We start from the raw sequence: 14,011 nt of genomic DNA on the forward strand, positions 1-14,011 counted from the left end.
CGTGGTCGCCGACCGGGTGCGCCGCGCGGGCTGTGCCGGGCTGGTCCACGGCAAGCGGTTCACCCGGTGCCTGCGCGTCTGCCCGGACCGCGGCCGGCACCCCCGGGCCGCGCGGCAGCGGCTGGACCAGCTGACGGGGGATGCGCACCGTCGCGGTGTACTCCACCGCGGACCGTGACTCGGCCGTCGTCCGGCTCGTGGACGAGGCCGTGCCCATCGGGCCCGCCCCGTCCAGGCACAGCTATCTCGCCATCCCCGCGATCAACGAGACGGCCCGGCGCACCGGGGCGCAGGCCATCCACCCGGGGTACGGATTCCTCTCCGGGGATCCGGACCGCGCGGAGGTCCGCGAGGACAGCGGGATCACCTTCATCGGTCCCCCGGCCGCGGTGACGCAGCGGCTCGGGGACGAGGCGGCGGCCCGCGCCCTGAGGGAGAAGGCGGGGCTGCCGGTGCTGCCGGGGAGCCCCGGCGCGGTGGCGGCCCCGGTGGAGGCGCGGGAGGTCGCGGAGCGGATCGGCCAACCCGACGCCCTGGTACGGGCCTTCAACGAGCCCCGCGCGCACGCGCGCGCGGTGTTCGGGGACGAACGTCTCCACATGGAGCGGTTCGTCGACGACGCACGCCATGTCGAGGTGCAGGTGCGCGGCGCCGAGGCGGTGGGCCGTGCCGGCGCGGACACCTTCGAGTTCGTGCTCTCACCGACCCGTGAATTCCACCTCATGGAAATCAACTGTCGCCGCCAAGTGGAAGATCCGGTCACCGGGATGGTCACCGGTATCGACATCGTCCGGCCGGACGAAGGGCCCGGGCGGAATGAATTCGGTGAGCAGCCCCGGGGCGGGAATGAATTCCCGGTCCGGGTCCTCGGCGTTCACCCGGCATTCGATGGCCACCCCGCGCCGCACCACATCCTCCTGGCGGACGGAGAGCGGCTGTCCGGCGGCGATGAGGATCTGCTCCCGGGTGGACACCCCTGCCTTCCCGGGCCGGCGGGTGGGCCGGACTACGACTCGCTGCTGGCGAAGACCGTGGTCTGGGCTCCTGACCGGGAGCAGGCGCTCGCGCGCATGGACCGGGCCCTGGGCGAGTTCCGGATCACCGGCGAGGGCATACGGACCCCTGTGGGCTTTCTGCGGCCTGCGCTCGCGCACCCGGATCTCCGCTCCACGACGCACACCACTGGGCTTATCGGAACGATGTCCGCTGAAAAGGTGACACGGCATCAGCCCATTCGCGCGGCGGAAGAGTGATCATTGCGCTTATCTCCACTCGGAGGGCTTAACACCGACCGGATTGTAGGCCGCGCCAGGTGGCAGCGGGCACCCTCTTCACTGACGGTGGTTAAGACGCCGACGCGATCCCTTTGTCTGGCAAATAGTCAGTAATCGCGCAGGCGCCGGAAGGAATGACTCATGCGATCGACTCGCGCACTCTTCACCGGGGCGGCGATTGCCGCCACCCTGACTCTGGGCGCCCCTGCCGCCGCGTTCGCCGCCGACGTCTCGGACCCGGGCGGTCACGGTGGGTACTCGAGCAGCCAGGAGTCCTCCGACAGCTACGGCGAGAGCGGCGACTCCTGGAAGGACAAGAAGGACCACGAGGAGAAGGAAGGCAAGGACGAGGGCGGCTGGTCCGGCAAGGAGGAGCACGGCAAGGAAGGCAAGGACGAGGGCGGCTGGTCCGGCAAGGAGGAGCACGGCAAGGAAGGCAAGGAGGAGCACGACTGGTCGGGCAAGAAGCACGACTGGGAGGGCGGCTCCTGGAAGGGCGAGAAGCCGAAGGGCGGCGTTCACACCGGCGGTGGCGGTATGGCCTCCACGGGTGGCGGCATGGCTGCCGGTTCCGTCCTGCTCCTCGGTGGCCTCGGCGCCGGCGCCTACGCCCTGCGCCGCCGTAACTCGGCGGGCACCGCTATCTGAGCCTGACTCTTTCGTCGTATTCCGTGCTGCCGTGGCACCTCCGCCCAGCGGTGGTGTCACGGCAGTGCTACGGGGGTTACGAGAAAGGCACACCCCTCCATGAGCAAGCAGGGCAAGCAGGGCGGCGCCGACGGCAACACCCGCGTGCTCCGGTGGGCCGCGGCATCGGCCCTCATCGGTGTCTTCCTGATCTACAACTCCGTCGACGCGGCCTCCCAGAACACTCCGGCGGCCAGTCCCACGGCCGCCGCCCCCGCGAGCGAGCCCCGGACGGTTCCGGAGACGGAACCGCGGACGCCGCCGCGGCAGGAGTCTCCCGAGGAGCCGGCGGCCACCCCGCAGTCCCGGCCCGGCCCCGCGCTCCCCCGCTCGCCCGCGACGCATCTGGACATCCCGTCGATCGGGGTGAGCGCGCCGTTCACCGAGCTGTCGCTGGACTCCCAGGGCACCCTGATCCCGCCGCCCGACACCGACAACAACCTGGTCGGCTGGTACAAGGACGGCCCCTCGCCCGGCGAGCGGGGCAATGCCATCGTGGCGGGTCATGTGGACACCAAGATCGGCCCTGCCGTGTTCTACACGCTCAGCTCCCTCAAGGTGGGCGGCGAGGTGAACATCACCCGCGAGGACGGGATCGTCGCGACCTTCACCGTCGACAAGATCAAGACCTTCAAGAAGAACGAGTTCCCGGACCGGAAGGTCTACGGGGACACCCCCAACGCCCAGCTGCGGCTGATCACTTGCGGTGGCGCCTACGACCACGACGTCAAGGACTACACCGCGAACGTGGTGGCGTTCGCCCACCTCACCACCTACCGGTGGGCCTGAGCGCACCGGTTCCGGAGTCCGCACACCGACCAGGGTGCCCGCGCCGTAGACGACGGCGCGGGCACCCTGGTGTGACGGCGGGCGGCCGGGCTCAGCCCGGCACCGTGCTGTCGAAGGCGTGCAGATAGCCGTTGACCGGGCGGATGTCGGTGACGGTGAGCCCGGCGGCGGTCATCCGCTCCGTCATGCTCTCCGTGGTGTGCTTCCGGCCGCCCACGTTGAGCAGCAGGAACAGATCCATCGCCGTGGTGAAGGACGCGGGGCTGTTGTCGACGAGGTTCTCGATGACCACGACCCGGGCGCCCGGCCGCGCGGCCTTGACCACGTTGCCGAGGGTGCGGCGGGTGCTCTCGTCGTTCCACTCCAGGATGTTCTTGATGATGTACAGGTCGGCCTGGACCGGGATCTCCTGGCGGCAGTCGCCGGGCAGCAGCACGGCACGGTCGGCCAGCGGGCCGCCGTCCCGCAGCCGGGGGTCGGCGCCCGCCACCACCGGCGGGAGGTCGAGGAGCGTACCCCGCAGCGCCGGATGCCGCTCCAGCAGTCCGGCCAGCACATGCCCCTGGCCGCCGCCGATGTCCACGACCTCCTTGACGCCCTCGAGGTCGAGGAAGGCGGCGACGTCCTCGGCGGACTGCCTGCTGGAGGTGGTCATCGCCTTGTCGAACACCTCGGCCGACTCCGGCGCGTCCTCGTGGAGATAGCGGAAGAAGTCCTTGCCGAAGATGTCGTCGAAGAGGACACCGCCGGAGCGGACCGCCTGGTCGAGACGCGGCCATGCCTCCCAGGTCCATGGCTCGGTGCACCACAGGGAGATGTAGCGCAGGCTGTGGGGGGCGTCCTCGCGCAGCAGCCGGGAGATCTCGGTGTGGGTGAAGCGGCCGTCCTCGGTCTCGGCGAAGATCCCGCAGCAGGCCAGGGCGCGCAGCAGCCGGCCCAGCGGATCGGGCTTGGCCTCCACCGCGGCGGCCAGTTCCCCGACCGTGGCGGGCTGCTCCCCCAGGGCGTCGGCGACGCCCAGCCGGGCGGCGGCACGGACGGCGGCCGCGCGGGCGGCGCCGAAGGCGATCTCGCGCAGCTCCCGGGTCGCCTGCGGCGGGGTGGGGGTGGAAGGGGTGGGGGTGGTCCCCGTGGTGGTCATGACGCCGCCTCTCAGCACCGTCCCGCGGGCACGGACGTCCCGCAGACGTTGTCGGTGAAGGTGTTCTTGGGGCCTCTGTCCCGGTCGGCCAGATCGACCGGCCCATTCCCGTTCAGCACATTGGCGCTGATCTCGTTCTTGGTGTTCGGTACGCCGACGAAGCTGTTGAACAGCACCACCCCGCCGGACATGGGCGAGGAGCCCCTGTTGTTGAACACCTGGTTGCCGGTGACCCGGCTGCCCTCGGACCCGGTGATCACGATGCCCGCGCCCTGGATGGCGGGGAGCCGTTCGTTGGCCGGGCAGAGCCGGTTGTTCTCCAGCACGGCGTTGTGCCGGAGGGTCAGGTCACCGGCGCGGGGCCGGTTCTCGTCACCGATGACAAAGAGACCGCCGCAGTTGCCGAGGACGGTGTTCTGCTCGACGGTGAGGTTCCGCAGCCGGCGGATCACCACACCGAGTCCGTTTCCGCTCAGCCGGTTGCCCGCCACCTCGGCGCCGCGGGTGTCGATGGCCCCGGCCTCGTGGGCGTTGGTGTTGACGAGGTGGATGCCCGACTCCCGGTTGCCGCGCAGCACGTTGCGGACGAAGACACCGCGGATGGACATCTCCTGGCCGATGCCCTGCTGGCCGTTGTCGGCGGCGGTGACCCTGCGGACCCGCAGCCGGTCGGTGTGCGTGGCCCAGATGCCGTTCTTGGGGAAGCCGCTGACCGTCAGCGACTGGATTCGGACATTGGTGACGGGCTGTTGGGCCGTCCCGGTGACGCACAGTCCGTGTCCCGCCTTGCCACAGGCGTTGGACGACGCCTTCTTGGCCGGTCTGAGCACGGTGCGGGAGCCGGCGCCGCGGATGGTCAGCCGGGAGGTGGTGATCTGGATGTTCTCCCGGTAGACACCGGGCAGCAGCTCGATGGTGTCCCCGGGCCGGGCGAGCTCCACGGCCGTCTGGATGGACTGGCCGGGACGGACGACATGCAGGGGCTCGGGGCCGCCGCTCGCCACCGTCCCAGTGGCCTGGGCACGGGGGAGGGCGGCCAGCTCAAGGGCAACAGCGGCCGCCGTGACGACCGTGAGACAACAGAGTTTTCGTGTACGCATGAACAGGAAGCTAGGCGGGCCCCGCACTGTTCGCCACTTATGATCCTTTTGCCGGATCTACCCGAATATCACTCATTCGAGCACACGGGAGCCGCCGATCGGCAGATCCCACAGTGCGTCCCGCGGAGCGCCGGTGGCCTCCCAGGCCGCCCGCACCCGGTGCAGCGGTTCCAGCGGCGGTTCGGCCGAGAGCAGGAAGGTGGACCAGTGCATGGGCACCAGGGCCCGCGCCCCTAGGTCCCCGAACGCCCGCACGGCCTCTTCCGGATCGGTGTGCACCGGCCGCAGCATCCAGCCGGGGTCGTACGCGCCGATGGGCAGCAGCGCCAGATCGATGCCCGGGTAGCGGCGGCCGATCTCCTGGAACCAGTGGCCGTAGCCGGTGTCCCCGGCGAAGTACACCCGCTGTCCGTCCGGTCCGGTGAGCACCCATCCGCCCCACAGCGAGCGGCAGGTGTCGGTGAGGGTGCGCTTGCTCCAGTGGTGGGCGGGGACGAAGTCGAAGCGGACCGGGCCGCCCTCACCGCCGAGTTCGGCCGCCTCCCACCAGTCCAGCTCGGTCACCCGGGTGAAGCGGCGGGTGCGGAACCACCGGGCCAGACCGGCGGGGACGAACAGCGGCGTGGCGCGGTGCAGCCGGGCGAGGGTGGGCGCGTCCAGGTGGTCGTAGTGGTTGTGGCTGATGACCACCGCGTCCACCGGCGGCAGATCCTCCCAGCGCACCCCGGGCGGGGTGACCCGGACCGGGGTGCCCAGGATCCGGCGCGCCCAGACCGGGTCGGTCAGCACGGTGAGCCCGCCGATCCGGACCACCCAGCTGGCGTGCCCGACCCAGGTGAGCGCGGTCTGACCGGGGCCGGTCAGCGGCAGCGGACCGGGGGCGAAGGGGAGTTGGGGGATCTCGCGGAGCGCGTCGGCGGGCGGCCGCAGCCGCCCCTCGCGGGCCAGCCGGGCGATGGCCCGCACTCCGGGCAGCGGGGAGGTCAGCCGGTGGACGAACGACCGCGGCCAGGTGCGCACCTCGCCGAGCGGGCGCGGTGCGGGCAGCGCGGGCATGGACGGGGCGGCCTCCGGGGCCGGGGCCGGACGGATCCGGCCGGAGGCGCCGGAGGACCCGTGGCGGTGCCGCTCGGCCGGTTCCGCGGGCTCGGCCTGCTCGGCGTGGTCGGTCATGGCGTGGACTCCCTTCCCTCGGTGGAGCGGCCCCGGCGGCACCGCGCGGGGCTTCAGCCACCGTCCTCGATCAGCGCCCGGAAGGCCGTGTCGAAGGCGGCCAACGCCTCCTTCACATGCGGAAGTTCCAGGGGGTCCGGGGCCTCGAGCGACCGCAGCCGCTGCTCGTCGGCCGCCCCGAGCAGCGGCAGCGTCGACAGCCGGACCCGCAGGGTGTGCGGAGGGTCGCCGAAGCGGTGGCCGCCCGCCACGGCCCGGCCGATCCGCCCGCTCAGTTCGCGCTCCAGCTCCACCGAGTCGGTGATGTTGCGGGCGGCCAGCACCCCGCGCAGCTCGTCGAGGTCGGCGTAGAGATGGCGGCCGGCCTGGGGCGGGCGGCACAGCGCGCCCAGGGCGGTCAGCGCGCGGTAGGCCGCGGTGGCCACCGCGCCGTGCGCCCGGGCCGCGGCGGCCGTACGGGCGCGCACCGGCGAGGGCTCGTCCAGGGCGTGGGCGGCGGCAGCGGCGACGGGGGCGGGCAGCCCGGAGCGTACGGCGGTGAGCAGGGAGAGCACGCGGGTGCGCAGCTCCACCCCGCGCTCGGTGGCCGGGAACCGGGCGATGGCCGCGGGCCAGCCGGCCGGGGTGAACGCGCCGACGAGATCGGAGAGCACGATCACGTTCTCGGGGCACATCTCAGCCGGGCTGAGCAGCACCGTGCCATGCGGATGGTGGACGGTGTCGCGCCAGGTCTCATCGCTGACGATCAGCAGCCCCTCGGCCGCGGCCGCCTCGCACACCTCGTGCAGCAGCTCGGGCGGCGCCACCGTGCCGGTCGGATCGTCGGCCACCGACAGCAGCAGCATCCGCGGCCGCCCGTCCTCGGCGCGGATCCGGCGGACGGTCTCCAGCAGGGCGAACGGATCGGGCAGTCCACCGCACTCGGCCGGGACGGGGGCGTGGTAGGCCCGCCGGTCCACCAGCCGCACCAGCGGCGCGTACCAGGCGGCGCACGGCCGGGGCAGCAGCACATCGCCGCCGGAGGCCGAGGCCAGCAGCGCGAGCAGCAGCGGTTCGGCGCCGGGGGCGACCACCACATGCGCCGGGTCGGTCCACAGGCCGCGCCGCGACCAGTAGCCGCAGGCGGCGTCCCGCAGTTCGGCCGAGCCGCCGACCGGCTCCGGAGCGGTGCGGTCCACCGCCCCGGCGAAGCACGCGGCCAGCTCGGGGAGGACGGGCAGGCCGCCGTCGTCCCGCTCCGCCGGAGCCGGTGCGGTCCACTGCCGCTGCATTCGTCCACACCTCCGCCTGGCCGTCCGCGCGTGTCCGTGCCGACCCGTCCACCTTCGCAGATCTCCGGCATCGTTTCGCGGGACCGGGCCGGGGCACCCGGGCGCCATGACAGCGATGCCCGGACAACGCGATGTGGTGGAGCTGCTCACCGCGGACCACCGTCAGGTGCAGGAGCTCTTCGACGGCTACCGGAACGCCGGGGATCCGGCCCAGCGGCGGCGGCTCGTCGAGCGGATCACCGTGGAGGTGGTGCGGCACTCCGTCGCCGAGGAGGCCCATCTGTATCCGACGGTGCGCACGGCCCTGCCGGACGGCGACGAGGTCGCGGACGAGGAGATCGAGGAGCTGGCGGAGGCGGCACGGATCCTGGCCGACCTGGACGCGCTGGACCCCCGGGACCGGGAGTTCGACCCGCTGGTGCGGCGGCTGATGGACGTGGTGTCCATGCACATCCGCGGCGAGGAGGACCTGGTCTTCCCCGAGCTGCGGGAACGGCTCACCCCCGAGGAGCTGCTGGCCCTGGGCCTGCGCGTCGGGGAGACGACGGCCGCGGCGCGGGCGGCGCCGCCGCTCAGCCCGGAAGCTCCGGGGCCGGGTCGGACCCTCGCCGACCGCGTCCGGGACCAGCTGACCGGCCGAGGGCGATGAGGTCCTTCTCCAGACCGCGGCCCCGGGTCCGCACCACGGTCCCGGCCAGTTCGGTGAGCTTGCGGTTGGTCCGCTGGGAGGTACGGCGCAGCAGGTCGAACGCCTGGTCCGGACCGCAGCCCAGCACATGCATGACGATGCCGCACGCCTGGTCGACGACCGGGCGGGAGCGCAGCGCCGCGTCCAGCTGGTCGACCTGGGCGAGGGCGTCGCGGTAGAGGCGGTCGCGGGCCAGGCTCTCGGTGGCCAGGTCGCCGAGCAGTTCGGTGGTGCCGCGGGCCGCCTCCTCCAGGGGGCCGGGGCGCAGCCCGTAGAGCGAGACGGTCACCTTCAGCCCGTCGCATTCGAAGGGCAGGGTGGCGGTGGACCGGATGCCCGCGTCCAGCGCGTAGGCCCGGAAGCGCGGCCAGCGGGTGTCGCGCAGCAGATCGTCGGCGCCGACCGGGCAGCCGCCGTCCTGGGCCTCGGGGATCGGGCCCTCCCCCGTGCTCAGCTGCACCGAGACCAGCGGGGAGAGATCGGGGTGGGTGGCCGCCGTGGTCGGGCCGCTGTCGGCGCTGCCGCACCCGTCCGGAGCGGCCGCCGCGGTGGCGGCGGCCCCGCATGCGGTGGGGTTCTGGGCGAGGGCCTGTCCGGCGAGGTCGGCCAGCCCCCGGCCGAGGAACGGCGCGTCGGTCTGGCAGGCCGGGCGGCTGTGGCTGCGGTCCGGCATCGCCCGTCCCTTCGTCTTCCGTGGGTGGCCGTGACCCCGTGCGGCCCGGCCCTCTCTACGGTGCGGCTTCCCACGGCGGTGTGCGGAAAACCACGCCCGGGGCGTGGACCGGGGACGATCACGCTACGGTGTGGCCATGACCGGGGCGCAGGAGTTCGGCGCGGAGCTCACAGACTTCCGCAGACGGGTCGAGGAACTGAGAACCGCGCGGGCTGCACCCGCGCAGGAGCGGCCGTCCGTACTGGACGCCGCTCTTTTCGAGCTCCAGCACGTGGTGGATGTGCTGGTGCCGCGCTACGAGGAGCTGGCCGCGGCGGCTCGCGCCCCGGACGGGGCGCGGTCCGACGCCCGTGAGCAGCAGCTGCTGCGGGCGCTGTTCCAGGGACTGCCGGTGGCGGCGGTGCTGCTGGACCGGGAGGCCGTCGTACGGCGGATGAACGACGCGGCGACCCGGCTGTTCAACACCCGGGCCGGATACGCCACCGGGCGGCCGCTGACGTCCTCGCTGCGGCGGGACGGGCAGGCGGCGCTGCGCTCCCAGGTGGCGGCGGTGGCGCGGGGCGAGGGCGGCCGCAGTCTGACGGTGCGGCTCTCGCAGCCGGCGGCGGAGGGCGAGCTGCGGGTGACCCTGGCGGTGCTGCAACCGCCGGGCGAGCCGCATCCGGCGGTGCTGGCGGTCTTCCAGCCGGGTGTGCCCGCCGGGGCGAGCGGTGCGCAGGGGGCGCGGGAGCCGCGGCCGGGGCCGGATCTGGCGGAGGTGACGCGCCATGCCGAGCTGCTGGACCTGGTCGACGACATGACCGCGGCGCTGCTGGAGGGCGCGTCGTCGGCCGACGGCGGGCCGGAAACGGTGCTGGCGCGGGCGGCGGAGGTGCTGCACGGCCGCTTCGCGGACTGGGTGATCGCCGATCTGGCGCCGGAGGATCCCGCCGGGGCCCCGCGCCGGGTGGTGGCGCTCGGCCCGCCGGAGGCGGTCGGCGACCGGACGGCCTCCCTGGCCGAACAGGACCCGGCCGACTGCCCCCTGGTGCTCGACGCGCTGGAGGACGGGGTGTCGGCGCTGTGGGCGAGCCCTCCGGACGCGGAGGCCTTCGGCCGGGACGCCGCGGGGGCGCCGGTACTGGTCCGCGAGGAGGTGACCTCGCTGTTGTGCGTACCCCTGCGCACGTCGCCGACGGATCCGGTCCGGGGTGCGCTGACGCTGTTCCGGGCGGGCGCGCGGACCGCGTTCGCGATGGCGGAGGCGGGAGCGGCGGACCGGGTCGGCCGCCATATCGCGCTGGCGCTGCCGCGTCCCCGGCCCGGTTCGTGAGCCCGGGTTTCGAGCCCGGGTCCTGAGCGCTCCGGGGCGGTGAGGTACGGAGCCGGTGCGCCGGTCAGGACGCGTCGGCTCCGACCTGCTCGCCCAGCCGGGCGCAGGTGCGGGAGATGAGCCGGGAGACATGCATCTGGGAGATGCCCATCCGGTCGGCGATCCGGCTCTGGGTCTCGCCGCAGAAGAACCGCAGGTACAGGATCTCCCGCTCGCGCTCGGGCAGCGCCCGCAGCCGGGGCTTGAGGGATTCGCGCTGCACCACCCGCTCGTACGCGGGCTCCGCCGCGCCGAGGGTGTCCACCAGCGCGTATCCGTCGTCGGCGCCGCGCAGTTCGGCGTCCAGGGAGAGGGTGGTGAAGCTCCCCAGGGCCTCCATGCCGACGCGGACGTCCTCCTCGCTCATCCCGGTGTGGGCGGCTATCTCGGCCACGCCGGGGACGCGGTCGTCCGGGGCACGGGTCAGCTCCTGGACGGCGGTGCGCACCCGGTTGCGCAGTTCCTGGACCCGGCGCGGGACGTGCAGTCCCCACAGATGGTCGCGGAAGTGCCGTTTGACCTCGCCGACGACGGTCGGCACGGCATAGCTCTCGAACGCCGAACCCCGGTCGGGGTCGTACCGCCTGACCGCCTTGACCAGGCCCAGCATGGCGACCTGGCGCAGATCCTCGGTCGCCTCACCGCGGTTGCGGAACTGGAGGGCGAGCCGTTCGGCCATCGGCATCCAGGCCCGGACCACCTCTTCCCGCAGGGCTTCCTTGGAGGGGCCGTCGGGCAGGGTGCCGATCCGGCGGAAGACGGCGGAGGTGTCGGGGGCGTCCTCGTGCGGATGTCGGATCTGTGCTCGTACGGATGTCATGCGCCGGTGTCTCCCTTGAGCTATGGTCGGATCACCAAAAAGGAGCAAACCGGACAAAAGATGGCGACCGGTCGAGACACGCCTCCAGCAGCCGGGCTGCTCCCGTGGCGTGCCTCCGGTCCGAAGCACACCGTGCGCGTGCCCGTCCAGGGCCGTGCCAAACCAGACCGAAACAGGTTTTCTTCACGGCACTCCGGCCGTCCGTCGCACCGGCTGCCCGCCTCGAGGAGGGCCCATGACCGAGTACGGCTACTTCCTGGCCGCCGAAGAACACGGACCCGCCGCACTCGTCGACCAGGCACGCATGGCGGAGCAGGCCGGATTCAGCGCCCTGTGGATCTCCGACCACTTCCACCCCTGGACCGGGACCCAGGGCCAGAGCCCCTTCGTCTGGTCGGTCATCGGCGCCCTGGCGCAGGCCACCAGCCTCCCCGTGCAGACCGCGGCCACCTGCCCCACCATCCGGATCCACCCCGCCGTCGTCGCACAGGCAGCGGCGACCAGCGCGGTGCTGCTGGAGGGCCGGTTCCGGCTGGGGGTGGGCAGCGGGGAGGCGCTCAACGAGCATGTGCCGGGCGGCCCGTGGCCCCAGGCGTCGATCCGGCTGGAGATGCTCGAGGAAGCCGTCTCGGTGATGCGCCGGCTCCTCGAGGGGGACGAGGTGAGCCACCACGGCAAGCACTACACCGTGGAGAACGCCCGGCTGTACACGCTGCCCGAGGAGCCGGTGCCCATCGACATCGCCGCCTCCGGCCCGGCCGCCGCCGAGCTGGCCGGACGGGTCGGCGACGGCTTCATCACCATGGTCCCGGACGCGGAGATGGTGGCGCGGTTCCGGCGCGGCAGCGGCGCGAGCGGCAACTCCAAACCCGTGCGCGGCGGACTCAAGGTGTGCTGGGGCACGGACTCCTACGAGACGCTGCGCACCGCCCACCGGCTGTGGCCGAACCTGGCGCTGCCCGGGGAGCTCGCCCAACTGCTGCCCACCCCGGCCCATTTCGAGCGGGCCGCCGAGCTGGTCACCCCCGAACATCTGGCGGCCCGGGTGACCTGCGGCGACGATCCCGAAGCGCACACCCGCGCGCTCGCCGCGTACGCCGAGGCCGGTTTCGACACCGTCTTCATCAACCAGATCGGCCCCGACCAGCGCGGCTTCTTCGACTTCTACCGCACCAAAGTGCTGCCGCAGCTGCCGGGTTGAGGCCATGACCAGCACCGTGGCCGACCAACTCCTCGCCCGGCTCGGTGAGTGGGGCGTACGGCATGTCTTCGGCTGCTCCGGCGAGGGCATCGGCGGACTGCTCGCGGCCTGGGAGCGGGCGGAGCACGAACCGCGGTTCATCCGGTCCCGGCACGAGGAGATGTCCGCCCTCGAGGCCGTGGGCTACGCCAAGTTCAGCGGGCGGCTCGGGGTGTGCGCGGCCGCCTCGGGCCCCGGTGCGATCCACCTCCTCAACGGGCTGTACGACGCCAAGCTGGACCATGTCCCGGTGGTGGCGCTGGTCGGGCAGGCCCACCGCAGCGCGATGGGCGGCTCGTACCCGCGGGAGGTGGATCTGCACAGCCTGTTCAAGGACGCCGCCGCCGGCTTCCTGGAGACCGTGACCGTCCCCGAGCAGCTGCCCAACGTCCTGGACCGGGCGATCCGCACCGCCTACGCCCGCCGCGCCCCCACCGCCGTGCTCGTCCCGGCCGATGTGCAGGAGCTGGAGTACACCCCGCCCGCCCAGGAGTTCGGGAAGGTGCCCTCCAGCCTGGACCGCAGCGGCTGGTCGGCGGTGCCGTCCACCGCCGCGCTGGAGCGGGCCGCCGATGTGCTCAACGCGGGCGACAGGGTGGCCGTGCTGATCGGCCGGGGCGCCGCCCGGGCGGGCGCCGAGGTCCGGCAACTGGCCGAACGGATCGGCGCGGGCGTGGCCAAGGCCCTGCTCGGCCTGGACGCGCTCAGCGATGAACTCCCCTATGTCACCGGGCCGATCGGGATGCTGGGCACCCGCCCCTCCTACGAGCTGATGAGGGACTGCGACACCCTGCTGACCATCGGCTCCAGCTTTCCGTACGCCCAGTTCCTCCCCGCGTTCGGCACGGTGCGGGCGGTTCAGATCGATCTCGACCCCCATATGATCGGGCTGCGCTATCCGTACGAGGTCAATCTGGTCGGTGATGCCCGGGAGACCCTGCTGCGGCTGCTGCCCCTGCTGCACCGCACCGAGTCCCGCGACTGGCAGGAAGAGATCATCGTGGGCGTCCAGCGGTGGCGCCGGGCGATGGCACACCGTGCCGCGCCGGCCGCCGGTGCCCTCAACCCCGAGTACGTGGCCCACTGCCTGGATCCGCTGCTGCCCCCGGATGCCCTCGTCACCTGCGACTCCGGCGCCGTCACCCACTGGTACGCGCGCCATCTGCGGATGCGCGGCGAGCTGCGCACCTCGCTGTCGGGCACCCTCGCCACGGCGGGCTGCGCCGTCCCGTACGCGATCGGGGCGAAGTTCGCCCGGCCCGATCGGCCGGTGGTGGCCCTGGTCGGGGACGGCGCGATGCGGACGAACGGCATGGCCGAGCTGATCACGGCGGCCGCGTACCGCGACGCCTGGGAGAACCCGCGGCTGGTGATCGGCGTCTGGCACCACCAGGACCTGGACCTGATGACCGGGGAGGGGTGCGCGACGGACGGCGGGCCCCGCTTCCCGCCCCCTCAGGAGGCGCTCCCCGAGGTGCCCTACGCGCGGTTCGCCGAGTCCCTCGGGCTGACCGGGATCCGGGTGGCGGAGTCCGCACACGTCGAACCGGCGTGGCGCGAGGCGCTGGGCACGGACGGCCCGGTGGTCGTGGAGTTCCTCACCGACCCCGGGGCACCGCTGATCCCGCCGGACGCCTCCTGGGAACGGCTGGAGGCCCCGGTGGAGCCGGACGACACGGGCGAGCCGGACGGGGCGGCGGCCGCGGTCCGCCCGGGGATCAGGGCCAGGGCGCGGGAGTTCCTGCCGCACCGCGGCCATCGCCCGGACCGCGGTACAACACCCGAGGGGGACGGCACATGACGG

General features: G+C 73.1%; 14 protein-coding genes. 8 read left to right on the plus strand and 6 right to left on the minus strand.

The annotated features are described in order from the left end of the window. The first annotated feature begins 1 nt into the window (after position 1). The 4 genes from HUT19_RS08975 (at position 2) to HUT19_RS08990 (ending at position 2,750) form a co-directional block, all read left to right on the plus strand. Positions 2 to 178, plus strand: coding sequence for a hypothetical protein (locus tag HUT19_RS08975; protein ID WP_176179945.1), 177 nt, complete (start codon positions 2 to 4; stop codon positions 176 to 178). Then, positions 141 to 1,253 (plus strand): biotin carboxylase N-terminal domain-containing protein, encoded by a 1,113-nt coding sequence (locus tag HUT19_RS44220; protein WP_176179946.1) that lies wholly within the window; start codon positions 141 to 143, stop codon positions 1,251 to 1,253. The genes HUT19_RS08975 and HUT19_RS44220 overlap by 38 nt, the downstream gene beginning before the upstream one ends. Before the next feature lie 162 nt (positions 1,254 to 1,415). After that, positions 1,416 to 1,922, plus strand: coding sequence for a hypothetical protein (locus tag HUT19_RS08985; RefSeq protein ID WP_176179947.1), 507 nt, complete (start codon positions 1,416 to 1,418; stop codon positions 1,920 to 1,922). A 99-nt stretch (positions 1,923 to 2,021) separates the two neighbouring features. Next, positions 2,022 to 2,750 carry a class F sortase gene (locus HUT19_RS08990; protein WP_176179948.1) on the plus strand — a complete coding sequence of 243 codons (729 nt, stop codon included), beginning with the start codon at positions 2,022 to 2,024 and terminating at the stop codon, positions 2,748 to 2,750. 91 nt (positions 2,751 to 2,841) lie between these two features. Here the strand turns inward: HUT19_RS08990 and HUT19_RS08995 are convergent, their stop codons facing one another. From HUT19_RS08995 to HUT19_RS09010, 4 genes are all read right to left on the minus strand, one after another. After that, on the minus strand, positions 2,842 to 3,891 hold the full coding sequence (locus tag HUT19_RS08995; RefSeq protein ID WP_176179949.1) for a methyltransferase: 1,050 nt from the start codon (positions 3,889 to 3,891) through the stop codon (positions 2,842 to 2,844). 11 nt (positions 3,892 to 3,902) lie between these two features. After that, positions 3,903 to 4,991, minus strand: coding sequence for a nitrous oxide reductase family maturation protein NosD (locus HUT19_RS09000; RefSeq protein WP_176179950.1), 1,089 nt, complete (start codon positions 4,989 to 4,991; stop codon positions 3,903 to 3,905). A gap of 72 nt (positions 4,992 to 5,063) precedes the next feature. Further along, positions 5,064 to 6,047 (minus strand): MBL fold metallo-hydrolase, encoded by a 984-nt coding sequence (locus HUT19_RS09005; RefSeq protein WP_254886136.1) that lies wholly within the window; start codon positions 6,045 to 6,047, stop codon positions 5,064 to 5,066. 170 nt (positions 6,048 to 6,217) lie between these two features. Then, positions 6,218 to 7,435, minus strand: coding sequence for an aminotransferase class I/II-fold pyridoxal phosphate-dependent enzyme (locus HUT19_RS09010; protein WP_176179952.1), 1,218 nt, complete (start codon positions 7,433 to 7,435; stop codon positions 6,218 to 6,220). Positions 7,436 to 7,541: 106 nt separating this feature from the next. On the opposite strand from HUT19_RS09010, the gene HUT19_RS09015 reads away from it, so the two are divergent. Further along, positions 7,542 to 8,084, plus strand: coding sequence for a hemerythrin domain-containing protein (locus HUT19_RS09015; protein ID WP_176179953.1), 543 nt, complete (start codon positions 7,542 to 7,544; stop codon positions 8,082 to 8,084). Here the strand turns inward: HUT19_RS09015 and HUT19_RS09020 are convergent. Further along, on the minus strand, positions 8,008 to 8,796 hold the full coding sequence (locus HUT19_RS09020; RefSeq protein WP_176179954.1) for an ANTAR domain-containing protein: 789 nt from the start codon (positions 8,794 to 8,796) through the stop codon (positions 8,008 to 8,010). The two genes, HUT19_RS09015 and HUT19_RS09020, sit on opposite strands and share 77 nt — an antisense overlap. Before the next feature lie 136 nt (positions 8,797 to 8,932). Here HUT19_RS09020 and HUT19_RS09025 point away from each other — a divergent pair, with 136 nt between their 5' ends. Continuing rightward, on the plus strand, positions 8,933 to 10,108 hold the full coding sequence (locus HUT19_RS09025; protein WP_176179955.1) for a PAS domain-containing protein: 1,176 nt from the start codon (positions 8,933 to 8,935) through the stop codon (positions 10,106 to 10,108). A 64-nt stretch (positions 10,109 to 10,172) separates the two neighbouring features. On the opposite strand, the gene HUT19_RS09030 is transcribed toward HUT19_RS09025, so the two are convergent. Then, a complete protein-coding gene (locus HUT19_RS09030) occupies positions 10,173 to 10,967 on the minus strand; it encodes a SigB/SigF/SigG family RNA polymerase sigma factor (protein ID WP_176179956.1) in 795 nt (264 codons plus the stop codon). A 235-nt stretch (positions 10,968 to 11,202) separates the two neighbouring features. Between HUT19_RS09030 and HUT19_RS09035 the strand changes: the two genes are divergently transcribed. Together HUT19_RS09035 and HUT19_RS09040 are read left to right on the plus strand one after the other, a co-directional pair. Beyond that, entirely contained in the window at positions 11,203 to 12,168 is a 966-nt protein-coding gene (locus HUT19_RS09035) for a TIGR03557 family F420-dependent LLM class oxidoreductase (RefSeq protein ID WP_176179957.1), read from the plus strand. Positions 12,169 to 12,172: 4 nt separating this feature from the next. Beyond that, positions 12,173 to 14,008 (plus strand): thiamine pyrophosphate-requiring protein, encoded by a 1,836-nt coding sequence (locus HUT19_RS09040; RefSeq protein WP_176179958.1) that lies wholly within the window; start codon positions 12,173 to 12,175, stop codon positions 14,006 to 14,008. The last annotated feature ends 3 nt before the right edge of the window (positions 14,009 to 14,011 follow it).

Source organism: Streptomyces sp. NA02950 (assembly GCF_013364155.1).
GTDB lineage: Bacteria > Actinomycetota > Actinomycetes > Streptomycetales > Streptomycetaceae > Streptomyces.

Excerpts from the sequence above, each read along its gene's own strand:
- HUT19_RS09015 (WP_176179953.1), top strand. The coding sequence starts at position 7,542 with ATGACAGCGATGCCCGGACAACGCGATGTGGTGGAGCTGCTCACCGCG.
- HUT19_RS09040 (WP_176179958.1), top strand. The coding sequence starts at position 12,173 with ATGACCAGCACCGTGGCCGACCAACTCCTCGCCCGGCTCGGTGAGTGG.
- HUT19_RS09000 (WP_176179950.1), bottom strand. The coding sequence starts at position 4,991 with ATGCGTACACGAAAACTCTGTTGTCTCACGGTCGTCACGGCGGCCGCT.
- HUT19_RS09035 (WP_176179957.1), top strand. The coding sequence starts at position 11,203 with ATGACCGAGTACGGCTACTTCCTGGCCGCCGAAGAACACGGACCCGCC.
- HUT19_RS09030 (WP_176179956.1), bottom strand. The coding sequence starts at position 10,967 with ATGACATCCGTACGAGCACAGATCCGACATCCGCACGAGGACGCCCCC.
- HUT19_RS09025 (WP_176179955.1), top strand. The coding sequence starts at position 8,933 with ATGACCGGGGCGCAGGAGTTCGGCGCGGAGCTCACAGACTTCCGCAGA.
- HUT19_RS08995 (WP_176179949.1), bottom strand. The coding sequence starts at position 3,891 with ATGACCACCACGGGGACCACCCCCACCCCTTCCACCCCCACCCCGCCG.
- HUT19_RS08990 (WP_176179948.1), top strand. The coding sequence starts at position 2,022 with ATGAGCAAGCAGGGCAAGCAGGGCGGCGCCGACGGCAACACCCGCGTG.
- HUT19_RS08985 (WP_176179947.1), top strand. The coding sequence starts at position 1,416 with ATGCGATCGACTCGCGCACTCTTCACCGGGGCGGCGATTGCCGCCACC.
- HUT19_RS09020 (WP_176179954.1), bottom strand. The coding sequence starts at position 8,796 with ATGCCGGACCGCAGCCACAGCCGCCCGGCCTGCCAGACCGACGCGCCG.
- HUT19_RS09005 (WP_254886136.1), bottom strand. The coding sequence starts at position 6,047 with ATGCCCGCGCTGCCCGCACCGCGCCCGCTCGGCGAGGTGCGCACCTGG.
- HUT19_RS44220 (WP_176179946.1), top strand. The coding sequence starts at position 141 with ATGCGCACCGTCGCGGTGTACTCCACCGCGGACCGTGACTCGGCCGTC.
- HUT19_RS09010 (WP_176179952.1), bottom strand. The coding sequence starts at position 7,435 with ATGCAGCGGCAGTGGACCGCACCGGCTCCGGCGGAGCGGGACGACGGC.